Origin of the sequence: Sphingomonas yunnanensis (genome assembly GCF_019898765.1) — a bacterium.
Classification (GTDB): Bacteria; Pseudomonadota; Alphaproteobacteria; order Sphingomonadales; family Sphingomonadaceae; genus Sphingomonas; species Sphingomonas yunnanensis.
Genome location: NZ_JAIOKB010000001.1, coordinates 468,808 through 484,387 on the forward strand (window position 1 = coordinate 468,808; position 15,580 = coordinate 484,387).

Below are 15,580 nucleotides of genomic sequence, written 5' to 3' on the forward strand. Positions count from 1 at the left end.
CGATGCGGCTGCTGTATTTCGCCTGGGTGCGCGAGCGGGTCGGGATCGGCGAGGAGGAGGTGACGCCGCCATCGTCGGTGACGACCGTGGCCGAGCTCGTCGCCTGGCTCGCCGCCGCGAGCGAGCGCCACGCCACCGCTTTCGGCGAACCGGCGCGGCTGCGCGCCGCGGTGGACCAGGCGTTCGTGCCGATGGACGCGTCGATCGCGGGCGCGCGCGAGGTGGCGATCTTCCCGCCGGTGACGGGCGGGTGATCCGCGTCACTGTCTCGACCGCCGCGATCGAGGTCGCGGCCGAGCTCGCGGCGCTCGAGCGCGATGGCGCGGTGGCGAGCTTCACCGGGCTGGTGCGCGGCGACGACGGGGTCGCCACGCTCGAGCTGGAGCATTACCCGGGAGCGACCGAGGCGGCGCTGGAGCGGCTCGCCGCGGCGGCGAGCGCGCGCTGGTCGCTCAGCGCGGCCACGATCGTTCACCGCGTCGGGGCGATGGCGCCGGGCGAGCGGATCGTCTTCGTCGGCACCTGCGCACCGCATCGCGGCGCGGCGCTGGAGGCCTGCGCCTATCTGATCGATCGGCTCAAGACCGACGCACCCTTCTGGAAGCGCGAGACGGTGAATGGTGCGGCGCGCTGGGTCGAGGCGCGCCACGGCGACGGGGAGGCGGCGGCGCGCTGGGAGTAGAGGTCGTTCCACTGCCGCTAGCGCCTCGGCGAAGGTTAGGGCCCAGTTGCGAGACGCTGGGAGAACCCGCTTACGCCTTCTCGGCTGGACCCCGGCCTGCGCCGGGGAACAGTCTTGTGAAACGCCCCCGCTTCCGCTCACCTCACCGCGGCAGCACCCAGCGGACCCGGTCGGTGTAGGTCGCCGCGACCGGGGTGCCGGTGTCGTCGAGCGCCGCGGTGAATCGGCCGCGGCGCTGATAGAGCCGGCACGTCGCCTGGTCGAGTGCGTCATGTCCGCTCGTGGCGGTGACGTTGCACGCTTTGACCTTGCCGGCGGCGTCGACCTGGAGCGCGATCGAGACCACCCCCTGCTCGCCGGCGCGGATCGAGGAGGGCGGATAATCCTCCGTCGAGATCCACTGCGTGCGATCGCCGCGCGCGCGGACGCCGCTCGCCTTGCTCAGCGGCGGGGGGGGCGGGGTGATCGCCACGGTGCCGCTGCCACCACCGATGATCGGCGTGATCGGGATGATGGGCGTGACCGGTTCGACCGTGAAGGACGTGTCGACCGCGGTCTGAACGACCGGCTCGGGCGTGACGATCGTCTGGGTCGGCTGCTGCTTGGACGCGATCTGCGTCGGCTGCGGCGCCGGATCAGGCGGCGGCGGCGTCTCCACCGGAATGTTGCGGATCGTCAACTCGGTCGTGACCTCGCGGACGAAGCTCGCCGCCATGCCGCTGACGAACACATAGCCGATCAGGCCATGGATCGCGGCGACCGCGGCGAGGGTGGTGAGGCGTCTCGAACTGGGGACCCGGTCTGCATAAGCCATGCGACAACCCTCCAACCTGGAGTGCCGTGGCGGCGATCTTGCCCGACCATCGGCGAGCTCCGGACCATGGACGCTGCGCCTCAGCGGGAGATCGGTCAATCCATGGTTCGACCCGATCTGGGCGAGAAGTGGGACAGGATCACCTACGATATAGCGTCATCCTGAGCTCGTCTCAGGATCCACCGTGCCGCACGATCCGGTCTGTCAGTGTGAGCGGCACCGTCGATCCTGAAACGAGTCCAGGATGACGGAGGAGGGCTCGGTTCACCCGGCCGCCTTGAGCACCTCGCCGAGCAGCTGAAAGTCGCGCTCGCGCGGCGACGCCCGGCGCCACACCAGCGCCAGCGTGCGCACCGGATGCGCCGCGTCGAGCGGGCGCGCGGCGACGTTGGTATGTTCGAGGATGCCCGCGTCGAGCGCGATCTTGGGCAGCATCGTCACGCCCAGCCCATTGTCGACCATCTGCACCATCGTGTGGAGCGAGGTGCCCAGCATCGTCGCCTCGGCGCGCAGCTCGGCCCGGTTGCACGCGGCGAGCGCGTGATCCTTGAGGCAGTGGCCGTCCTCGAGCAGCAGCAGCCGCGTCTCGTCGATCTCGGCCGGGCTCACCGCCGCGGGCGTCGCGGGCATCTCACCCTCGGGGAAAGCGAGGAAGAGATGGTCGTCGAACAGTGGCAGCGTCGTCACCTCACCGCAGCTATAGGGCAGAGCGAGCAGGACGCAGTCGGTGCGCCCGTTGTGGAGCGCCTCGCACGCCGGGCCGCTCGGCTCCTCGCGCAGGAACAGCTTGAGATCGGGATAGTCGCGCCGCAACCGCGGCAGCACGCGCGGCAGCAGGAAAGGCGCGATCGTCGGGATCACGCTCATCCGCATCTCGCCCGAGAGCGGTCGCCCCGCCGCGCGCGCCATGTCGCCGAGCTCCTCGGCCTCGCGCAGCACCGTACGTGCCTTGCCCGCGATCTGCTCGCCCAGCGGGGTGAAGCGGACGACCCGCCGGGTACGCTCGACCAAGGTCACGCCGATCAGCGTCTCCAGCTCGCGCAACCCTGCCGACAGCGTCGACTGGGTGACGAAACAGGCCTCGGCGGCACGACCGAAATGGCCGTGATCCTTGAGCGCCACGAGATACTGAAGCTGCTTCAGCGTGGGAAGGTAGATGGCCGCCATTTATCGCCTCGATCGATCAACCGCTTCGCAATAACCGACTTGATCGATCACGCGAACCCCCTTACTGACGGGTCAACGAGAGGCGGCCCACCGCCCGCGCGTGAGAGGATGGCTGGAACTCCCTTTCTTATCAGGAGGCTTCCATGCTGACCATCGGCGACACCTTCCCCGCCATCACCGTCCCCGTCCAGCAGGGCACCAGCGCGCTCCCGGCCGGCGAGACGCTCGACCTCACCACCGCCCATCCCGGCAAGTGGAAGGTGCTGTTCTACTGGCCGAAGGACTTCACCTTCGTGTGTCCGACCGAGATCGTCGGTTACAGCCAGATCAAGGGTGACTTCGAGGACCGCGACGCGGTGCTGATCGGCGCCTCGACCGACACCGCGCACGTCCACTTGGCGTGGCGCAAGTCGGACCCGGATCTCGCCGCGGCCGACTTCCCCTGGCTGGCGGACAACGGCGCCAAGTTGGCCGAGGCACTCGGCATCCTCGACAAGAACGAGCATGTCGCGTTTCGCGCCACCTTCATCGTCGATCCGGACAACGTGATCCAGGCGGTGCAGGTCCACGGCCTCAACGTCGGCCGCAACCCGGCCGAGACGCTGCGCGTGCTCGACGCGCTGCAGACCGACGAGCTGTGCCCGTGCAACTGGAACAAGGGCGACGACGTCCTCCAGGTCGCGGCCTGATCGATCCGGGGGCAGGGCCTCGCGTCCCGCCTCCTTCACAAATCCGTCGCCCCGGCGGCGGCTGACCCCTCGCGACCTCGCGAGGGCCGGTCGCGCCGGGGCGACTCACGTCCGAGAGAGAGACATGGCACTCAAGGAATTCGCGGGCACCTTGCCCGACTTCGCCAAGGACATCCGGCTCAACGTCGGCTCATTGCTCAACGAGACGGTCCTCAATGACCAGCGCAAATACGGTCTGCTGCTCGCCTGCGCGCACGGCTCGGGGCACAAGCCGCTGGTCGACGCGACCGAGGCCGAGGTGGCCGGCAAGCTGTCGCCCGAGGCGGCCAACGCGGCGCGCGCCGCCGCGGCCGTGATGGCGATGAACAACGTCTATTACCGCTTCACCCACCTCGCCGGTAACGACGAATACCAGCGCATGCCCGCCAAGCTGCGCATGAACGTGATCGCCGCGCCGGGCATCGACAAGGTCGACTTCGAGCTGTTCAGCCTCGCGGTCAGCGCGATGAACGGCTGCGGCATGTGCATCGACAGCCACGAGCAGGTGCTCAAGAAGGCGGGAGTCACCGCCGAGGTGATCCAGTCCGCGGTGCGGGTCGCCTCGGTGATGAAGGCGGTGGGAACCGTCCATGCGGTCAGCGCCTGACCTGTTGCCCCGGCGTTACCGACGCGCCGGGGCGACGACCTCACATCAGGACGGCGCGCACGAAGCCGTAGGTGCTGGTGATCGTCAGCACGGTGCCGACCAGCACCAGCATGACCTTCATCGGGATGCGCTTTGCGAACAGCGCGCCGAGCGGGGCCGCGAACACGCCGCCGATCAGCAGGCCGGTCGTCGCGGTGGCGAAGTCCTTGACACCGAGATGGTAGATGAAGGTCGCCGAGACCACCGCGGTCAGGAAGAACTCCACCGCGCTCACCGTGCCGACCACCTTGCGCGGCTCAACTCCCTGCACCAGCAGGTTCGAGGTGACGATCGGCCCCCAGCCGCCGCCTCCCGCGGCGTCCATGAAGCCGCCGATCAGCCCGAGCGGCTCGACCACCTTGGGCTTGCTCACCTTGGGCGGAAAGACCAGCCCGCGGATCAGCAGGTAGACGCCGACCGCGATGAGATAGCCGAGAACGAATGGCTTGACCGTGTTGCCGTCGAGGTTGGTGAGCAGATAGGCGCCGGTGACCCCGCCGATCACCCCGGGGATCAGCAGCCGCAGGAACAGCCCGCGATCGATGTTGCCGTGCAGGGCATGACTGATCCCCGACACGGCGGTGGTGAAGGTCTCCACGATGTGAACGTTGGCCGAGGCGCGAGCGGGCGCGACGCCCATCACCGCCACCAGCAGCGTGTTGCAGATCACGCCGAAGGCCATGCCGAGGGCGCCGTCGACCAGCTGGGCACCGAAACCGACGGCGATGAACGGGATTAGGCCGGCGACATCCAGCTGAGAGAGTAACTGCATGCACCTTCCTGATCGCGCCCGCTGTGAGGCCGATGCTAAGGACTTGGACGATCGTCTACAACCGCGATAGGGAATTCGAGTTCGGTGCGCCCCAGCACTGCTTATGGAAACCGCCGCCGCTTGGCCTTATCTGTGGCGGACAATCATGCTCGATCGTCGGCTCCGCCGGCGTCAAGGGGAGCCGGCGGGGACACGGATGGCGCGACTGACCGAATATCTCGACTCGATCCGCGCGCGCGATCCCGCCCCGCACTCGCGGCTCGAGATCCTCACCTACCCAGGGGTCTGGGCGCTCGGCTTCCACCGTGTCGCGCATCGATTGTATCGTCGCCGCTGGTTCCTCGCCGCCCGCGTGGTGAACCATGTCTCGCGTCTGCTTACCGCGATCGACATCCACCCCGGCGCCAGGATCGGGAAGCGCTTCTTCATCGATCACGGCTTCGTCGTCATCGGCGAGACCGCGGAGATCGGTGACGACGTCACCATCTACCAGTGTGTCACGCTCGGCGGCACCAGCCCCGACAATGGTGTCGCGGGGAAGCGGCACCCGACGATCGCGGAGGGCGCGATCATCGGATCGGGCGCGCAGGTGCTCGGCCCGATCCTGGTCGGCCCGCGCGCGCGGGTCGGTGCCAATGCGGTGGTCACGCGCGACGTTCCCGCGGGCGCGGTGATGGTCGGCATCCCGGCGCGGCCGACGATGGTGGAGGGCGGCGCTGCCCCGGAGCCGCGCTTCGTACCCTATGGGACGCCGTGCAGCGAGGTGTTCGACCCCGCGACGCAGAAGGTCGAGATCCTGCGCTGTGAGCTGGAAGCGATGAAGAAACGGCTCGACGCGTTGATCGCCGAGCGCGGCGACGTGCCGGAGCGTGACCGCGCCTGATGGGGATCGTCACGCCCTTTCCCGGCGCCGCGCGCCCGAGCCAGATCGGATTCGATCGGCTCGAGCTCAACCGTATCCTGGATCTCTACGGCCGCATGGTCGCGGCCGGCCACTGGCGCGACTACGCGATCGATCTCGGCCGCGATGCCGCGATATTCAGCGCCTTCCGCCGCACCGCCGAGCGGCCCGAGTTCCGTGTCGAGAAGCGCCCCGCGCTGCGGCACCGCCAGGGCATGTGGGCACTGGTGGGCGAGGCGGGGCAGGTGATCCGCCGCGGGCATGAGCTCGGCCCGGTGCTCGCGCCGGTGGAGCGACGGTTGATGAAGCTCGTGGAGGAGTAGATCAGCGTCGCGACCGGAAGGCGTGTCGCCTCGAGCGAAGTGATGCCCGCTCCCCCTCAACAATCGGCATGATCGGGCCCAGCCGCGCGAGAGCAGACAAGTCGCTCACTCGCGGGTGAGCTGCGCCCCGATCAGCAGCGCCGGCGCCGCACCCGGCCCGGCCCTATCTCTCCGGCGCGGTCGGTGATCGCGGTCCGATGCGCCGCCTCCCCTCAGGTGAGAGCGACTCGCCCTCGAGCAGCACGCCCTGCGACAGCGTGATGTGGCTGGCCTGGAAGACGCCCGCGCCGGCACCGACGATCGCGCGCCACGTCGAGCGGGCCCGAGCTCATCGTGGCGGCCGAGGCCACCCCCGCGCCGGTGACGATGGCGGCGCGGTCATCGAAGCGAATGGAGGTGAGAGAGCGCTCCCTCGTACGACGGAGCGCCTCTCCTAGTCACATGCGGGCCCGGGCGAGAAGCCGGCAACCTCAGATATCAGCGACGGCGCGCCCGCATCCGCTTCTTCCCGCCAGCGTCGCTCGCCTGCATGCACCCGTCATATTGGCCTTTTTTGCAGATCGGATATTCCGACTTGGCCGCGGGCGCCGGATAGGCTTGGTCGGGCGAGGCGGCGGGCTGGAAGCGTACGGTCGCGCCCGGCTGCGGCGTGCCCGACAGCGCTGGCTGCGACGGCTGGTAGCCGCCCGCCGTCTCGGTACCGGCCGCGCCGCCCATCGCGGGCTGGGGCGAGGCGGGGCTGGCCGAGGGCGGCATCGCGGCATCGCCGGTCGAGGGTGCGCTCTGCATCGGCGCCTGCTGCTGGCTCATCGCCGGGTCGGCGGTTGTGTCGGCCGACGGCGCCGGCGCAGCGTCGGCCGGCGCGGTCGCGTCGGGCGCGGTGGTCGTGTCGGGCTGCATCGTGCCCGTCTGCGGCGTCTGCTGCGGAGTGTCCTGGGCGATCGCCACCGTGGGGACGGCGATGATGGCGGCTGCTGCCAGAAGGATCGTCTTCATGTTCTCTCTCCTGCCGTGCGTTCGGTCAGAAACGCGTTAAGTCACGCGGGTCGGGCAACGAACTGGCGACGAGAAAAGGTCCCTCGTTGCGCCGGCGCACCGAAGAAGAGGCGCCGGCGAGACCTTTGAGATCGCGTGTTCCAGCGAACCCACGAACCCCGGGTCGACGGTGCGGCGCTCCACCGCCCTGGTCTCCTGCGCTCTCAGGAATACGAGCTTTTTCGCTACAACTACCGGAAATTGTGCGTCAATGTCCCGTATCGAGCGCATAGCCGGCCGAGCGGACAGTGCGGATGATGTCGGGCCGACCACCCTCGTTGATCGCCTTGCGCAGACGACGGATGTGGACGTCGACGGTGCGGCTCTCGATGTCGCTGTCATGCCCCCAGACGCTGTCGAGCAGCCGCTCGCGCGAGAAGACGTGGCCGGGATGCTCGAGGAAATGCTTGAGCAGGCGGAACTCGGTCGGCCCGAGCGCGACCACCTCGCCGCCGCGGCGGACCTTGTGGCCGACCGTGTCCATCTCGAGGTCGGCATAGGTGAGCTGCTCGCCCGCCAGCGCGGGCCGGACACGGCGCAGCACCGCACCGACGCGCGCCACCAGCTCGCGCGGCGAGAAGGGCTTTGTCACGTAATCGTCCGCGCCCGTCTCCAGCCCGCGGACGCGATCCTCTTCCTCGCCGCGCGCGGTGAGCATGATGATCGGCACGTTCTGCGTCTCGGCGGCGCGGCGCAGCCGGCGGCATACCTCGATCCCGGAGATGCCCTCGACCATCCAGTCGAGCAGCACGATGTCGGGCGGCGTCTCCTTGGCCATGAGGAGCGCCTCCTCGCCGTCGATCGTGTGCTGGACGGCGAAATGCTCGCGTGTGAAATGCCAGACGAGCAGTTCGGCTAGGCTGGCGTCGTCCTCCACCAGCAGCATGCGGGCCTTGGCCATCAGATGGTTCCCCCGTGATGAAGCTTGTCGCGCTCGGTCAGTCGCGTCCCCGTCGCCGCGAAATAGACCATCTCCGCCACGTTGGTGGCGTGATCCCCGATCCGCTCGAGGTTCTTGGCAACGAATAGCAGGTGCGCGCACTGGCTGATCGTCTTCGGATTCTCGACCATATAGGTCACGAGCGTGCGGAAGATGCTGTCGTAGAAATCGTCCAGCGCGCGGTCGCTCTCGCACACCGCCATCGCCTTGTCGGGATCGCGCGCGGCGAAGGCGTCGAGCACCTCATGCACCATCCCGGACGCCATCTTGGCCATGGCGGGTAGGGTGGAGATCGGGTCGATGCGATGCTCGCTCTCGATCTGCGGCACGCGGCGCGCGATGTTCTTGGCATAATCGGCGATGCGCTCGACCACGCCCGCGATCTTGAGCGCGGCGACCACCTCGCGCAGGTCGTCCGCCATCGGCGCGCGTAGCGCGATGATGCGCACCGCGGTGCGCTCCACCTCGGCCTCGAGCGCGTCGATCTGGCGGTCGCCCGCCGCCACGCGTGCGGCCTGCTCCGCGTCGCCGCGCTGCAGCGCCACCATCGCCTCCGCGATCGCGCGCTCCGCCAGCCCGCCCATCTGCGAGATCAGCCCGCGCAGCTGCCCGATGTCCTGGTCGAAGGCCTTGACCGTATGTTCCTGGCTGTTCGCCATCCGTCCTGTCCCGTCTCTCAGCCGTAGCGCCCGGTGATATAGTCTTTCGTCCGTTCCTCCCGCGGGTTGGTGAAGATGTCGGACGTGTCGCCATATTCGACCAATTGGCCGAGGTGGAAGAAGGCGGTGCGCTGGCTCACCCGCGCCGCCTGCTGCATGTTGTGCGTGACGATGACGATCGCGTAGCGCCCGCGCAGGTCGTGGATCAGCTCCTCGATCCGCGCGGTGGCGACGGGATCGAGCGCGCTGCACGGCTCGTCCATCAGGATCACCTCGGGGTCGACCGCTATCGCGCGCGCGATGCACAGCCGCTGCTGCTGCCCGCCCGACAGCGCGGTGCCCGAGTCGCCGAGCCGGTCCTTGACCTCGTTCCAGAGGCCGGCGCGAGTGAGCGAGCGCTCGACGATCTGCGCGAGATCGGCCTTGGAGCGCGCCAGACCGTGGATGCGCGGGCCGTAGGCGACGTTCTCGAAGATCGACTTGGGGAAGGGGTTGGGCTTCTGGAACACCATGCCGACGCGGGCGCGCAGCTGCACCACGTCCATCGCCTTGGCATAGACGTCCTCGCCGTCGAGCCGGATGTCGCCTGACACGCGCGCGCCCGGGATCGTGTCGTTCATCCGGTTGAGCGTGCGCAGGAAAGTCGATTTGCCGCAGCCCGACGGGCCGATGAAGGCGGTGACGTCCTCCTGGCGCACGTCGATGCTGACGTCGCGGATCGCCTGCTTCGCGCCGTAGAAGACGTCGACGCCGCTCGCGGTCATCTTCGGCGGGGCGTTGCTCATCACCAGCGAGTCTCGAAACGGTTGCGGAGGTAGATGGCGAGGCCGTTCATGGCCAGTAGGAAGACGAGCAGCACGATGATCGCGGCCGAGGTCTTCTCGATGAAGCCGGTCTGCACGTCGTCGGACCACAGGAAGATCTGCACCGGCAGCACGGTCGCCGGGTCGGTCAGCCGCTCGGGCGGGGCGGCGATGAAGGCGCGCATGCCGATCATCAGCAGCGGCGCGGTCTCGCCGAGCGCGCGCGCCATGCCGATGATCGTGCCGGTGAGGATGCCGGGCAGCGCCAGCGGCAGCACGTGGTGGAAGACGACCTGCACCGGCGAGGCGCCGAGCGCGCGCGCGGCGTCGCGGATCGAGGGGGGCACCGCCCCGACAGCGTTGCGCGCGGCGATCACGATCACCGGCGTGGTCATCAGCGCCAGTGTCAGCCCGCCGACCAGCGCGGCCGAGCGCGGCATGTGGAAGGTGCCGAGGAAGACCGCCAGCCCGAGCAGCCCGAAGATGATCGAGGGCACGGCGGCGAGATTGTTGATCGACACCTCGATCAGGTCGGTCCAGCGGTTCCGCGGCGCATATTCCTCGAGGTAGAGCGCGGAGAGCACGCCGATCGGGAAGGCGAGCAGCAGCGTTACCAGCATCGTCAGCAGCGATCCCTTGAGCGCACCCCAGATGCCGGCGCGGGTCGGGTCGGTCGAGTCCGCGCCGCCGAGGAAGTCGCGGTTGAGCCCGCGCGAGAGATGCGGCGCGAGCGACCGCGCGAGCGCGCGCTCGGCGCGCGTGCCCCCGCCCTTGAAGGCGATGTCGAGCCGAGAGGCGACCGGCACCTCGATGGTCACGCGGCGCCTGAGCAGGCTCGGGTCGCGCTTCACCGCCTCGCGCACGCGCAGCCAGGCCGCGTCGGACAGCAGCACGGCGCCGCCCGCGCGGGGGAAGACGGTCCCCGCCGCGGCATCGACCGCTCTTTCCAGCCCGGCGCCGGCGAGCGCGAGGTCGGCGCGCGGTCCGCGCAGCTGCGCTGGGGTCACGCTCAGCCCGGCGCGGGCGAGGTCGAGCGGCAGCGCGATTCGCGTCTCGACGAAGCCGCCGGCGCCGCGCGCCAGCATCGACGCGAGCAGGAACAGCAGGAAGGCGGCCGAGGCGACCACCGCGGCGAGCCCGAGCAGGCGGAAGCGTCGCTCGGCGGCATAGCGCTGCCGCACGCGCCGCTGCATCGACGCGGTGCGCCAGTCGGTCGGGCGCCGCTCCGCCGGCGCGGCGGCGCTCACCGGCGCTCCGGGGACCAGCGACTTACTCATAAGCCTCGCGGTAGCGCCGTACCACGATCAGCGCGACGACGTTGAGCAGCAAGGTGATGACGAACAGCGTCAGCCCCAGCGCGAAGGCGGCGAGCGTCTTGGCAGAGTCGAACGCCGCCTCGCCGGTGAGCAGGTCGACGATCTGCTTGGTCACGGTGGTGGCGCTGGCGAAGGGGTTGAGCGTCAGCGTCGCCACGCCCGACGCCGCCATCACCACGATCATCGTCTCGCCGATCGCGCGACTCACCGCCAGCAGCACGCCGCCGACCACGCCGGGCAAAGCGGCGGGGAGGAGGACCTGTCGGATCGTCTCGGAGCTGGTCGCGCCCATCGCCAGGCTGCCGTCGCGCATCGCCGCGGGCACCGCGGCGAGCGAATCGTCCGCCATCGAGGAGACGAAGGGGATGATCATCACACCCATGACCGCACCCGCGGCGAGCGCGCTCTCGGACGAAGCCCAACTCACGCCGAGCGCGACGCCGAGGTCGCGCACCGCCGGCGCCACCGTCAGCGCGGCGAAATAGCCGTAGACGACGGTCGGCACGCCCGCGAGAATCTCCAACATCGGCTTGACCCAGCGCCGCGTCGCGGGACGTGCATATTGCGTGAGGTAGATCGCGCTCATGAGCCCGAAGGGGATCGCCACCGCCATCGCGATCACCGCGCCGATGAAGAAGGTGCCCCAGAACAACGGCACCGCGCCGAGCGAGGCGCCGGGATCGCGCGGGTCGATCGCCTGCGGGCTCCAGTGCGTGCCGAGGAGGAAGTCGCTGATCGGCACGACGTGGAAGAAGCGCGCGCTCTCGAACAGCAGCGAGACGATGATGCCGATCGTGGTGACGATCGCGATCAGCGAGGCGCCGAGCAGCGCCCCCATGATGACCCGCTCGACGTGCGTGCGCGCCGAGAAGCCGGGGCGCACGCGGAGAAAGGAGAGCGCGCCGCCGACGAAGGCGAGCAGCAGCGCCACCGCGGTGGCGATCCAGTCGTAGCGCCTCTGAGCGGCGGCATAGGCCGGGGCGAGCTGCTCGGACAGCGGATGGAAGGCGCCATAGCTGCGCCCAGCAGCGAGGTTGCGCGCCTCCGCCAGGATCGCGACGCGGTCGAGCCCCGGCGGTGGCAGCGTCGCGGCGCCGGGCGTCGTGAGCACCGCCTCCGTCACCAGCGCGGGCGCGGTGAGATGCCAGACGGCGAGGAAGAGCAGCGCCGGCAGTAGGGTGCCCATCGCGACGAACCAGCCGTGATGCTGCGGCAGCGAGCTGAAGCGGCGTGTGGTGCCGCGGCGGAAGCGCGCGGCGCGCGCGCGCGCGGTGACCCAGCCGATCAGCGCCAGCGCCGTGATGACGAAGGCGAGCGCGAGCGGCGACATCAGCGCAGCTCCGCCGGATCGAGCGCGATCTCTTGCGCGATCACCGCGGCGGCGCGGCGCTGTACCGGCTCGGGCGAGGCGATCAGCCCGCGTCGCACCAGCGGGCCCTGCCGGCCCCACAGCGCAGCATATTGGCGCAGGAAGGCGCGCAGCCCGGGGATGGCGCGCAGGTGCGCCTTCTTCACGTAAAGGTAGAGCGGTCGTGCACCGGGATAGCTGCCGTCGGCGATGCTGGCGTAGCTGGGCGCGACCCCGCCGAGCGTCACGCCGCGCACCGCGCCGGCATTCTCCTCGAGATAGGCATAGCCGAAGATGCCGATCGCGTCGGGATTGGCACGCAGCTTCTGGACGATCAGATTATCGTTCTCGCCCGCGTCGATATAGGCGCCGTCGTCGCGTAGCCGGTGGCAGCGCGCGGCGAACAGCTCGGCCGCGCGCTCGCGCAGCGCGCGCGTGTCGGGCTCCACCGCCTCGCAGCCCGGCGCCATGATCAGCTCGACGAAGGAGTCGCGCGTTCCGCTGGTCGCCGGTGGGCCGTAGACCTGGATCGGGATCGCGGGCAGTGCCGGATCGACGTCGCGCCACAGCCTCGCGGTGTTGCGGCGGCCGCCCGGCGCGGCGGCGAGCGCGCGGTAGAGGTCGGTCGCGGTCAGCGCCATGCCCGGCCCGCGCAGCGACTCCGCCAGCGCGATACCGTCGATGCCGACCTGGACCTCGAGCACCGCGCCCACGCCCTGGTGCGCGCAGGTCTCATATTCGGCGCGGTGCATCCGCCGCGACGCGTCCTCCACGTCCGGGTGCGCCGCTCCGAGGCCGGCGCAGAACAATTTCATGCCCGCCCCGGTGCCGGTCGACTCGATCACCGGCGCCTTGGCGCCCGGCATATTGGCGAGGAACTGCTCGGCGACCAGCGTCGTGAAGGGGTAGACGGTGGATGACCCGACGATGCGGATCTGGTCGCGCGACCCCGCCGCGCCGCCCGCGGCCTGGTCGACACAGCCGCCCAGCCCGACGAGCGCCATCGCCGCCAGCACGAGGTGCGGCAGCGTCGCCGGCCTCCTGGCCGCGAGCGCGTGGACGAGGCGCGACATCATTCCCCCGAGCGGGCGGCCGACACGGCGACCCCGGTGACGCCGCCAATGTGACACGACAGTTACGTCTTGATGACAGCGGCGCCGGTGTCGCCCTCAGTTGAGCGGCGACGGTGCCGCGGCAGGGAGCGTCACCGCCACGCGGGTGCCGATCCCGACCTGGCTGGCGATGTCGAGCCGCCCGCGGTGGCGCTCGACGACATGCTTGACGATCGCGAGACCGAGCCCGGTGCCGCCGAGCGAGCGGCTGCGGCCGGGGTCGACGCGGTAGAAGCGCTCGGTCAGGCGCGGCAGGTGCTCGGGCGCGATGCCCTCCCCCTGATCCGCCACGACGAGGCAGACATTGCGGTCGATGCCGCTCAGCGTCACCTCCACCGGCGTGCCGGCGCGGCCGTATTTCATCGCGTTGCCGACCAGATTGTGGACCAGCTGCGACAGCTGCGCCTGGTCGCCGATGACGCGCGGCACGTCCTCGGCCAGCTCCAGCCGGATGTCGTCGCCGCGGTTGCCGTGCGTGGTGTAGAGCGTGTCGCACGCGTCCTGCACCAGTTCGGCGAGGTCGACCTCGGCGCGCGGCAGGCGGAACTTCTCCGCCTCGATCCGCGATAGGCTCATGAGGTCCTCGACCAGCCGCTCCATTCGCCGCGCCTCGTCGAAGACGATGCCGAGGAAGCGCTGGCGCAGCCCGGGATCCTCGCCCGCGGCGTCGGCGAGCGTCTCGACATAGCCGAGGATCGAGGCGAGCGGGGTGCGCAGCTCGTGGCTGGCATTGGCGACGAAGTCGACGCGCATCCGCTCGGCGGCATATTGCCCGGTCTGGTCGACGAGATGGACCAGCCGCAGCTCGGGCCCAAGGGCGGCGGTGCGCATCTGCCAGCGCTGATCGAGCGTGCCGATGCCGACCAGGTCGACGGGATGCTCCGCCCCTTCGGCGAGGTGCTCGGCCGCGCCGGGATGACGGATCGCGACTCGCGCGTCTTCGCCCAGGATATGCTGGCCGAGCAGCGCGCGCGCGGCGGCGTTGGCCACCACCACGCGCCCGCCGCGCAGCACCAGCACCGGCTCGGCGATCGCCTCGAGCGCGGCCTCATAGGGGACCTCGGCGCGGGTCGGCTCGGGCACGACGTCGGCCGGCAGCTCCTCGGGGATGGTGGCGATGATGACCACCAGCGCGGCGCAGCCCGCCAGCGCGGCGAGCGCGGTCTGATAGTCGTCCGCGAGCACGAGCACGACCGCGGCGGTCGCGACCGCGATCGCGACCGCCAGCCAGGTTCGGAGCGGGATCTCGTCGATCACGCGCGCCGGTGTAGCGCAGTTCGTCGCGGCTGGGCAGCGGGCGCGCGCGCGCCGAGACGGCGAGCGACCACGATCACCGTCAGCACCGCGACGATGATCAGCGTGTCGGCGAGCCAGTCCATGACGTCGCAGTCGCGGTGAAGCGAGGGGATCGACTGGAACACCTCGATCAGCGCGCCGAGGAAGGAGAGGCGCTCGCCGATCCGGAGCAGCGAGGTCGCCGGGAAGGTCAGCACCGAGAGGATCGTGAGCGTGCCGAAGGCGAACATATGCTGCCATTTGTCGCTGACATCGGCGACCTGCGGCGGATGCGGGATCAGCGCGAGCGTGACCGCACCGATCGTCGCAGCGATCAGCGCGAGCAGGAAGAGCGGGCGCACCTGTGCCAGGGAGGTGGTCTCGGTCATAGCTGCTCCAGCGTGGGGATGAGGTCGTCGAAGCCGTCGATGATCGCCTCGGCGCCGAGCTCCTCGATGGGCTGCATCAGGAAGCCGAAGCGACATGCCACCGCGGGCAGTCCGGCGGCGTGCGCGGCCTGGATGTCGTAGATCGAATCGCCGACGAACGCCGCGCGCCCGCCGCCGCAGCGCTCCACCATCGCGTCAATCGGTCGCCGCGAGGGCTTGCCGTTGCCCGGCCCCATCGTGTCGCCGCCGATGATCGTGACGAAGCGATCGGTCAGGTCGAGCTGGTCGAGCACCTGGCGCGCGAGATGCTCGAGCTTGTTGGTCACCACCGCGAGCCGCACGTCGCGCGCCGCGAGAGCGTCGAGCGTCTCGATCACGCGCGGGTAGGGCTGAGTATGAACGGTGAGATGCGCCTCATAATAGTCGAGCAGCCGCCGGTGCAGCACCGCCAGCTCCTCCTCCGAGCAGCCGCCGGTCGCCGCCATGCCCTGCGCGAGCATGTGACGCGCCCCGCCACCGATCATCGGCTTGACCTGCTCCACGCTGAGCGTCGGCCGCCCCACCGAGGCGAGCGCGTGGTTGGTCGCCGCGGCGAGGTCGCCCGAGGTGTCGAGCAGGGTGCCGTCGAGGTCGAAGCCGACGATCGGGAAAGGGAAGGAGGTCATGCGCG

The 15,580-nt window shown here is 70.0% G+C and carries 19 protein-coding genes; 6 read left to right on the forward strand and 13 right to left on the reverse strand.

Features of this window, described 5'->3' with window-relative positions; all coding sequences use genetic code 11:
• The first annotated feature begins 2 nt into the window (after positions 1-2).
• Both moaD and K7957_RS02250 read left to right on the forward strand, forming a co-directional pair.
• The gene (gene moaD, locus K7957_RS02245; protein WP_223010357.1) at positions 3-254 is read left to right on the forward strand and encodes a molybdopterin converting factor subunit 1; all 252 of its coding nucleotides are present in this window, start codon (positions 3-5) and stop codon (positions 252-254) included.
• Positions 251-682 (forward strand): molybdenum cofactor biosynthesis protein MoaE, encoded by a 432-nt coding sequence (locus tag K7957_RS02250; RefSeq protein ID WP_223010358.1) that lies wholly within the window; start codon positions 251-253, stop codon positions 680-682. The genes moaD and K7957_RS02250 overlap by 4 nt, the downstream gene beginning before the upstream one ends.
• Before the next feature lie 142 nt (positions 683-824).
• Here K7957_RS02250 and K7957_RS02255 read toward each other — a convergent pair whose 3' ends face one another.
• Both K7957_RS02255 and K7957_RS02260 read right to left on the reverse strand, forming a co-directional pair.
• Positions 825-1,496, reverse strand: a complete 672-nt coding sequence (locus K7957_RS02255) for an energy transducer TonB (protein WP_223010359.1) — start codon at positions 1,494-1,496, stop codon at positions 825-827.
• A gap of 264 nt (positions 1,497-1,760) precedes the next feature.
• Positions 1,761-2,663, reverse strand: coding sequence for a hydrogen peroxide-inducible genes activator (locus tag K7957_RS02260; RefSeq protein ID WP_223010360.1), 903 nt, complete (start codon positions 2,661-2,663; stop codon positions 1,761-1,763).
• A 143-nt stretch (positions 2,664-2,806) separates the two neighbouring features.
• Between K7957_RS02260 and K7957_RS02265 the strand changes: the two genes are divergently transcribed.
• Positions 2,807-3,352 (forward strand): peroxiredoxin, encoded by a 546-nt coding sequence (locus K7957_RS02265; protein WP_223010361.1) that lies wholly within the window; start codon positions 2,807-2,809, stop codon positions 3,350-3,352.
• Positions 3,353-3,476: 124 nt separating this feature from the next.
• Entirely contained in the window at positions 3,477-3,998 is a 522-nt protein-coding gene (gene ahpD, locus K7957_RS02270; RefSeq protein ID WP_223010362.1) for an alkylhydroperoxidase, AhpD family, read from the forward strand.
• 40 nt (positions 3,999-4,038) lie between these two features.
• On the opposite strand, the gene K7957_RS02275 is transcribed toward ahpD, so the two are convergent.
• Positions 4,039-4,809, reverse strand: coding sequence for a sulfite exporter TauE/SafE family protein (locus tag K7957_RS02275; protein ID WP_223010363.1), 771 nt, complete (start codon positions 4,807-4,809; stop codon positions 4,039-4,041).
• A gap of 196 nt (positions 4,810-5,005) precedes the next feature.
• On the opposite strand from K7957_RS02275, the gene epsC reads away from it, so the two are divergent.
• Both epsC and K7957_RS02285 read left to right on the forward strand, forming a co-directional pair.
• A complete protein-coding gene (epsC, locus tag K7957_RS02280; RefSeq protein ID WP_223010364.1) occupies positions 5,006-5,692 on the forward strand; it encodes a serine O-acetyltransferase EpsC in 687 nt (228 codons plus the stop codon).
• A complete protein-coding gene (locus tag K7957_RS02285; protein ID WP_223010365.1) occupies positions 5,692-6,033 on the forward strand; it encodes a DUF2794 domain-containing protein in 342 nt (113 codons plus the stop codon). Before epsC ends, K7957_RS02285 begins: the two co-directional genes overlap by 1 nt.
• 477 nt (positions 6,034-6,510) lie before the next feature.
• On the opposite strand, the gene K7957_RS02290 is transcribed toward K7957_RS02285, so the two are convergent.
• The 10 genes from K7957_RS02290 to K7957_RS02330 form a co-directional block, all read right to left on the reverse strand.
• Positions 6,511-7,029 (reverse strand): hypothetical protein, encoded by a 519-nt coding sequence (locus K7957_RS02290; protein WP_223010366.1) that lies wholly within the window; start codon positions 7,027-7,029, stop codon positions 6,511-6,513.
• A gap of 247 nt (positions 7,030-7,276) precedes the next feature.
• Positions 7,277-7,969 (reverse strand): phosphate regulon transcriptional regulator PhoB, encoded by a 693-nt coding sequence (gene phoB, locus K7957_RS02295; protein WP_132907562.1) that lies wholly within the window; start codon positions 7,967-7,969, stop codon positions 7,277-7,279.
• Positions 7,969-8,667, reverse strand: coding sequence for a phosphate signaling complex protein PhoU (phoU, locus tag K7957_RS02300; protein ID WP_223010367.1), 699 nt, complete (start codon positions 8,665-8,667; stop codon positions 7,969-7,971). The genes phoB and phoU overlap by 1 nt, the downstream gene beginning before the upstream one ends.
• Before the next feature lie 17 nt (positions 8,668-8,684).
• On the reverse strand, positions 8,685-9,452 hold the full coding sequence (pstB, locus tag K7957_RS02305) for a phosphate ABC transporter ATP-binding protein PstB (protein ID WP_183920539.1): 768 nt from the start codon (positions 9,450-9,452) through the stop codon (positions 8,685-8,687).
• Positions 9,452-10,747 (reverse strand): phosphate ABC transporter permease PstA, encoded by a 1,296-nt coding sequence (gene pstA / locus K7957_RS02310; protein WP_223010368.1) that lies wholly within the window; start codon positions 10,745-10,747, stop codon positions 9,452-9,454. Before pstA ends, pstB begins: the two co-directional genes overlap by 1 nt.
• Positions 10,740-12,116 carry a phosphate ABC transporter permease subunit PstC gene (pstC, locus tag K7957_RS02315; protein WP_223010369.1) on the reverse strand — a complete coding sequence of 459 codons (1,377 nt, stop codon included), beginning with the start codon at positions 12,114-12,116 and terminating at the stop codon, positions 10,740-10,742. Before pstC ends, pstA begins: the two co-directional genes overlap by 8 nt.
• Positions 12,116-13,138, reverse strand: coding sequence for a substrate-binding domain-containing protein (locus K7957_RS02320; protein WP_425517160.1), 1,023 nt, complete (start codon positions 13,136-13,138; stop codon positions 12,116-12,118). The genes pstC and K7957_RS02320 overlap by 1 nt, the downstream gene beginning before the upstream one ends.
• Before the next feature lie 165 nt (positions 13,139-13,303).
• Positions 13,304-14,503 carry a sensor histidine kinase gene (locus K7957_RS02325; RefSeq protein WP_343228274.1) on the reverse strand — a complete coding sequence of 400 codons (1,200 nt, stop codon included), beginning with the start codon at positions 14,501-14,503 and terminating at the stop codon, positions 13,304-13,306.
• Positions 14,500-14,910, reverse strand: a complete 411-nt coding sequence (locus K7957_RS20250) for a VanZ family protein (protein WP_246616617.1) — start codon at positions 14,908-14,910, stop codon at positions 14,500-14,502. Before K7957_RS20250 ends, K7957_RS02325 begins: the two co-directional genes overlap by 4 nt.
• Positions 14,907-15,575 carry an HAD-IA family hydrolase gene (locus K7957_RS02330; protein ID WP_223010372.1) on the reverse strand — a complete coding sequence of 223 codons (669 nt, stop codon included), beginning with the start codon at positions 15,573-15,575 and terminating at the stop codon, positions 14,907-14,909. The genes K7957_RS20250 and K7957_RS02330 overlap by 4 nt, the downstream gene beginning before the upstream one ends.
• Positions 15,576-15,580 lie beyond the last annotated feature (5 nt).

What these genes read in the sequence shown, in the direction of transcription:
- moaD (WP_223010357.1), top strand. Translation starts at nt 3, where the DNA reads ATGCGGCTGCTGTATTTCGCCTGGGTGCGCGAGCGGGTCGGGATCGGC.
- K7957_RS02255 (WP_223010359.1), bottom strand. Translation starts at nt 1,496, where the DNA reads ATGGCTTATGCAGACCGGGTCCCCAGTTCGAGACGCCTCACCACCCTC.
- K7957_RS02260 (WP_223010360.1), bottom strand. Translation starts at nt 2,663, where the DNA reads ATGGCGGCCATCTACCTTCCCACGCTGAAGCAGCTTCAGTATCTCGTG.
- K7957_RS02265 (WP_223010361.1), top strand. Translation starts at nt 2,807, where the DNA reads ATGCTGACCATCGGCGACACCTTCCCCGCCATCACCGTCCCCGTCCAG.
- ahpD (WP_223010362.1), top strand. Translation starts at nt 3,477, where the DNA reads ATGGCACTCAAGGAATTCGCGGGCACCTTGCCCGACTTCGCCAAGGAC.
- K7957_RS02275 (WP_223010363.1), bottom strand. Translation starts at nt 4,809, where the DNA reads ATGCAGTTACTCTCTCAGCTGGATGTCGCCGGCCTAATCCCGTTCATC.
- epsC (WP_223010364.1), top strand. Translation starts at nt 5,006, where the DNA reads ATGGCGCGACTGACCGAATATCTCGACTCGATCCGCGCGCGCGATCCC.
- K7957_RS02285 (WP_223010365.1), top strand. Translation starts at nt 5,692, where the DNA reads ATGGGGATCGTCACGCCCTTTCCCGGCGCCGCGCGCCCGAGCCAGATC.
- K7957_RS02290 (WP_223010366.1), bottom strand. Translation starts at nt 7,029, where the DNA reads ATGAAGACGATCCTTCTGGCAGCAGCCGCCATCATCGCCGTCCCCACG.
- phoB (WP_132907562.1), bottom strand. Translation starts at nt 7,969, where the DNA reads ATGGCCAAGGCCCGCATGCTGCTGGTGGAGGACGACGCCAGCCTAGCC.
- phoU (WP_223010367.1), bottom strand. Translation starts at nt 8,667, where the DNA reads ATGGCGAACAGCCAGGAACATACGGTCAAGGCCTTCGACCAGGACATC.
- pstB (WP_183920539.1), bottom strand. Translation starts at nt 9,452, where the DNA reads ATGAGCAACGCCCCGCCGAAGATGACCGCGAGCGGCGTCGACGTCTTC.
- pstA (WP_223010368.1), bottom strand. Translation starts at nt 10,747, where the DNA reads ATGAGTAAGTCGCTGGTCCCCGGAGCGCCGGTGAGCGCCGCCGCGCCG.
- pstC (WP_223010369.1), bottom strand. Translation starts at nt 12,116, where the DNA reads ATGTCGCCGCTCGCGCTCGCCTTCGTCATCACGGCGCTGGCGCTGATC.
- K7957_RS02320 (WP_425517160.1), bottom strand. Translation starts at nt 13,138, where the DNA reads ATGGCGCTCGTCGGGCTGGGCGGCTGTGTCGACCAGGCCGCGGGCGGC.
- K7957_RS20250 (WP_246616617.1), bottom strand. Translation starts at nt 14,910, where the DNA reads ATGACCGAGACCACCTCCCTGGCACAGGTGCGCCCGCTCTTCCTGCTC.
- K7957_RS02330 (WP_223010372.1), bottom strand. Translation starts at nt 15,575, where the DNA reads ATGACCTCCTTCCCTTTCCCGATCGTCGGCTTCGACCTCGACGGCACC.